The 5,285-nt window shown below is 67.2% G+C and carries 5 protein-coding genes; 3 read left to right on the top strand and 2 right to left on the bottom strand.

Annotated features, from left to right (window positions below):
- Positions 1-764: GerMN domain-containing protein (locus LQ144_RS22660; RefSeq protein ID WP_230121496.1), on the top strand; the 764-nt coding region annotated here is incomplete at its 5' end.
- An 8-nt stretch (positions 765-772) separates the two neighbouring features.
- On the opposite strand, the gene LQ144_RS22655 is transcribed toward LQ144_RS22660, so the two are convergent.
- Positions 773-1,642: an isocitrate lyase/phosphoenolpyruvate mutase family protein gene (locus LQ144_RS22655; protein ID WP_230121495.1), complete on the bottom strand. Its 870-nt coding sequence runs from the start codon at positions 1,640-1,642 to the stop codon at positions 773-775.
- A 109-nt stretch (positions 1,643-1,751) separates the two neighbouring features.
- On the opposite strand from LQ144_RS22655, the gene LQ144_RS22650 reads away from it, so the two are divergent.
- Both LQ144_RS22650 and LQ144_RS22645 read left to right on the top strand, forming a co-directional pair.
- Positions 1,752-3,065 (top strand): PLP-dependent aminotransferase family protein, encoded by a 1,314-nt coding sequence (locus LQ144_RS22650; protein ID WP_230121494.1) that lies wholly within the window; start codon positions 1,752-1,754, stop codon positions 3,063-3,065.
- Positions 3,066-3,177: 112 nt separating this feature from the next.
- A complete protein-coding gene (locus LQ144_RS22645; protein WP_230121493.1) occupies positions 3,178-3,609 on the top strand; it encodes a universal stress protein in 432 nt (143 codons plus the stop codon).
- A 36-nt stretch (positions 3,610-3,645) separates the two neighbouring features.
- Here LQ144_RS22645 and LQ144_RS22640 read toward each other — a convergent pair whose 3' ends face one another.
- Positions 3,646-5,226 (bottom strand): AMP-binding protein, encoded by a 1,581-nt coding sequence (locus tag LQ144_RS22640; protein ID WP_230121492.1) that lies wholly within the window; start codon positions 5,224-5,226, stop codon positions 3,646-3,648.
- Positions 5,227-5,285: the final 59 nt, after the last annotated feature.

The raw sequence follows: 5,285 nt of genomic DNA, 5'->3' as shown, positions 1-5,285 counted from the left end.
CCCCCCAGCCGGCTCCGCCGCCAAGGGCGCCCGAGGACATTTCCGTTCCGGGGCTGCCCCCGAACCAGGGATCCGGCACTGGATCCGGCACGGAGCCGGGTTCGGGGGCCGGCTCAGGGTCCAGCGTCGGCTCAGGCACGGCAGCCGTCCCGTCGCGGGGATCTGCTGGCGGTTCACCGCCGGCCGGCACGCCGCCTGCAGCGTCGGCTCCAGCCGGGCCCGCCGAGGGACCCGCCGTCCAGGCGCAGCCCGGCGCCGGAACGCCGGAATCTCCCGCACCGTCAGCCTCGGCTGGCACGGGGACCGGAGGCACCACCGCTAACACCGGCGCCCGGCCAGGCGCCGGCGGGCCCGCGGCCAGCGTAACGGGAACAGCGGTGTACTACGTTGCCCTGGACGACGGCGGCAGTTCGGGCGTGCGGTTCGGCTGCAACGACAGCCTGGTGGCTGTCCACGATGCCGACCCCTCGATCCTGGAGCCGCTTCAGGCCGCCATGAGCCAGCTGCTGTCCGGACGCGGCGCACCGCCGCCATCAGGCCTGTACAACTCCCTGGCCGCGTCCACGCTGCAATACGTTTCCGGATACTTTGACGGCACCACGGTGGTGGTCAACCTGACCGGCTCGGTACAGCCTGGCGGCGTCTGTGACATTCCGCGGATTGAGGCCCAACTGACCCACACTGCCGTGACAGCGGTCGGCGCCATCCGGGCGGAGATCTACGTCAACGGCGTCAGCCTGGCCCAGGTCCTGAGTCTGCGCTAGCACGCGCGTCACTCCCGGGCTCTTGCCCGGGCAAACAGTGCGTCCATCTCTGCATGGCTGCGGGCTCCGGCCAGTTCCGACCAGTTGCCGTCGCCCAGGACTTCAGCGGCCACCCGGGACACCGTTGCATAAGCGGCCTTCGCGGTGTTGCCGCCGATGCTGATCCGCCGCACCCCGGCGTCGTGCAGTTCCCCGACGGAGGGTGCCCCCACACCGGCCAGGGCGTTCAGCGGTGCCGGGATCCTGCGTGAGAGCTCGTGCAGGACGTGCAGATCCGTCACGCCGGGAACGAAGATGCCGTCGGCGCCGGCGGCCAGGTACGCCGGGACCCGACGCAGGGTTTCTTCGAAGGCCCGCTCCCGAAAGCGGCCCGAGAGATAGGTGTCCGTCCGCGCGTTGATAAAGAGCCGCACACCGGACTCCTCCGCCATGGTCCTGATAATGCCGATCCGGCGGGCCTGCTCGTCCACATCTGTCAGCGGTACCCCGCCGGAATCCTCGATGTTCACGCCCACGGCCCCCGCCTCCAGCACCGCCGTGACCGTCTGTCGCAGCAGGGCATCGTCGAAGACGCCATCCGCGCCTGCGTACCCCGTCTCGATGTCTGCCGTCACCGGAAGGTCGGTGGCCGTGGCGATCCTGCCCAGCGCCGCCATGGCCAGGGCACGGGGCAGCTGGTTGCCGTCGGGAAAGCCCAGACTCCAGGAGACGGCCGAGCTTGAGGTGGCCAGCGCATGCGCTCCGGCCTCCTCCACCAGCCGTGCCGAGGCCGCGTCCCACACGTTTACCAGCACCAGGGGCACCGACCCCTCCGCATGGAGTCCTCGGAAGGCAGCTGCCTTGGCCGACTGGACAGGAACGAACTGGGGTGTGGTCATGGCTCCATTCCATGCCCTGCGCGGACGGAGGTAAAGCCCCCAGCGCCGGACAGATCTTCGGGCAACAAATGTTGCCTTCCTGGCAACACTTGGATGTATCCTAGGAACTGTGACCCACGAAACACTTGACGCCGCCGCAGCCGTCCTTCCCGCCGAAGCCATTGATGCGATTGAACGGGCGGCAACGTCCGCCCACCGCCACGATGAACTCTTCTCGGAGCGCGCAGCGAACATCAAGCAGTCGGCCGTCCGGGACGTTTTCGACATCTCGATGCGACCCGGGCTCGTCTCCCTAGCGGGCGGCAGCCCCTACCTGCAGTCCCTTCCCCTGGACAGACTCGCCAAGACGGCTGCGAGGATCATCGCCGAAGATGGACTGACAGCCCTCCAGTACGGCGGCGGCCAGGGCACGGAAGAGCTCCGCACGCAGATCTGCGAAGTCATGGCCGCTGAGGGCATCCTGGACGCCCTACCTGAGAACGTGGTGATCACCGCCGGCTCCCAGTCTGCCCAGGACGTGGCCACCAAGGTCTTCTGCGACCCGGGAGACGTCGTCCTCGTGGAGGAACCCACCTACGTGGGTGCCCTCAACACGTTCGAGGCGTACCAGGTTCAGGTTGAGGCGGTGGAAATGGACGACGACGGCCTGGTACCGGAGCTTCTCGAGGCCAGGATCGCCGCACTCCAGACCGCCGGAAAGAACATCAAGTTCCTCTACACGATCCCCAACTTCAACAATCCCTCCGGCATCACCCTGGCGCAGGAGCGGCGCCAACAGATCGTCGATATCTGCCGCCGGGCCAACATCCTGGTTCTGGAGGACAACCCGTACGGCCTGCTCCGTTTTGACGGGGAACCGCTGGAGCCGCTGCGCGCGGCCAACCCGGACGACGTCATCTACATGGGATCGTTCTCCAAGATCTTCGCGCCGGGACTGCGCATCGGCTGGGCACTCGTCCCGGCACACCTGCTGCGGCGCTACTACCTTGCCTCCGAGGCCGTAACGCTGTGCCCGCCCACACTGAACCAGATGCTGGTCTCGGCCTATCTTCGGGACTACGACTGGAAGGGCCAGATCCAGACGTACCGGGGTCTGTACGCGGAGCGCTGCCACGCCATGCTGGCAGCGCTGGAGCAGTACATGCCGGAGGGGCTTACCTGGACACGTCCCGAGGGCGGCTTCTTCGTGTGGGTTACGCTGCCGCACGGCGTGGACACCTATCCGCTGCTGCGCAAGGCGATCGACTGTGGCGTCGTGTTCATTCCGGGCGCCGCCTTCAGCCACTCGGACGAACCGTCAAACAAGCTGCGCCTGGCATTCAGTGCCGTGCCGCCCGACGCCATCGCGGAGGGTGTGCGGCGGCTCGCGCCGGTGCTGCAGGAAGCCATTGATGCGGTCGCCGGAAGGCACGCGGGAACCTGACCTGCGCTGTGTCCCGGCTGCGCTGTAGCCTGAGGATGGGCGCGGCCGGGCTGACGCAGGATGCGATGATGCGTCCCGCACCCGGACGCGGAAAATGAAGAGGAGCGGGACCATGAGCGGAATCATTGTTGTGGGCGTGGACGGTAGCGGAACCGCCCGCAAGGCTGCGGAGACAGCGAGGGACCTGGCCGTGTCGCTGGGGGCGACGCTGCACGTCGTATCGGCCTTCGACACGGACCGGACCGAGGTGTATGGCAGCGGCAGCGATAAATGGATCGTTTCGGATGCCGGCGAAGCCGAGAAGGTGGCCAAGGACGTCGCGGCAAGCCTCGCCGGCACGGACCTCAAGGTCACCTATTCGTCAGCGCGCGGCAAGCCGGCCGAAGCCCTCATCAAAGAGGCAGAACGCTTCGACGCACGGATGATTGTGGTGGGCAACCGACGCATGCGCGGCCTGGGTCGCGTGCTGGGAAGCGTGGCCAACAGCGTTGCCCACACCGCCTCCTGCGACGTCTACATCGCCAACACCTACGGCGCCGACTAGGAAACTGCTGCGTCCGGCAGGGTTCTCAGCATCCCGCTAAACCTTCAGCATGCGGCGCAGAATCTTGCCGGACGCCGACTTCGGGACAGCGTCGATGAACTCCACCCGCCGGACCTTCTTGAACGGTGCCACCGCCGCAGCCACAAAGTCCATCACGGCGGCCTCATCGAGCGATGCCCCACCCTCCCCCGGCTGACGGACGACGAAGGCCATCGGGACCTCCTGGCCGTCGGCGTCGCTTGTTCCGATCACGGCGGCGTCGGCGATGCCCGGATGCGTCAGCAGCAGCGCCTCAAGCTCTGCCGGGGCAATCTGGTAGCCCTTATATTTGATCAGCTCCTTCAGCCTGTCCACGATCGTCACCACGCCGTCGGCCCGGACGGTGGCCACGTCACCGGTGCGCAGGTAGCCATCTGCATCCAGGCATGCGTCCGTCTCCTCGGCGCGGTTGAGATACCCGAGCATGACATTGGGGCCGCGGCACAGCAGGTGGCCCGGGCCGCTGGTGCCCTCGGCCGGAATGTCGATGTCCTCGCCCGTAGCCGGGTCCACGAGCCGGCATTCCATGTTGGGTACGGTGAAGCCCACCGAACTCACGGGAACATCCGTCGCGTCCCGTGGGATCAGATGCGAGACGGGGCTCAGCTCTGTCATGCCGTAGCCCTGCAGGACGCGGCAGTGCAGGCGCTGGGCGAGTTTGGTGCCCAGTTCACCATCCAGCGGCGCCGCGCCGGACAGCATGGTGTGGACGGAGCTGAGATCGTACTCATCCACCAGCGGTTGCTTGGCCAGGGCCACCGCCACGGGCGGTGCAATAAACAGGTAGGTGCACCTGTGGTCCTGGATCATTCGGAGGAACTCGGCAAGGTCGAACCGCGGGATAGTGACCAGGCTGGCCCGTTCCCGCAGGGCAAGATTCAGCAGGACGGTCAGGCCGTAGATGTGAAAGAACGGCAGCAGCGCAAGAAGCCTGTCGTCCGGCGTGACACCCAGGAGCCCCCGGGCCTGCTGTACGTTGGCCACGAGGTTCCGGTGGCTGAGCCTCACCCCCTTGGGCCGCCCCGTGGTCCCCGATGAATACGGCAGCACGGCCACGTGGGTGGCCGGGTCAAACGTGACGTCCGGAGCCGGCGCGCCTGCGGTGAGCAGGTCACGGAGCGAAAGGTGACCTTCGGCGCCGTCGAGCACCACGAGCCGCTCGGCGGGAATCCCGGCACGCTCGGCCGCTTCCTTGGCTCCCGGAAGCAGCGCGGACACCGTGAACAGCCACGTAGCGCCGGCGTCCTGGAGCTGGAGGGTCAGTTCGTCCGCGGTGTAGAGCGAATTGACGGTGGTGATCGTGGCGCCGGCCCGGAGGAGCCCGTGGAAGACTGCCGCGAAGGCCGGAACGTTGGGGCAGAGCATCGCCGCAACACCATGCGGACCAAGCCCCTGCGCGGCCACAGCGCCCGCAACTGCATTAATCTGCCCGAGCAGCTGCCCGTAGCTTGTCTGCGCGCCGCTGACGCCGTCCACCAATGCGATGCGGTCCAGATCCCCGGCCGCAAGACCGCTGAAGAGGTAGTCGTAGATGCTTTGGTCCGGAACATCCACATCCGGGAAGGGACTTGAGAACACGCCGTATCTCCTTTGATCCGCACCCGCCTTGCCGGCGGCAGTTGGTGCCACTCTAGTAC

The sequence above is a fragment of the Arthrobacter sp. Bi83 genome, assembly GCF_918698095.1.
Lineage (GTDB): Bacteria > Actinomycetota > Actinomycetes > Actinomycetales > Micrococcaceae > Arthrobacter.
The sequence above is the reverse complement of the archived record's forward strand: the minus strand, read 5'-3'. Positions and strand labels throughout refer to the sequence as shown.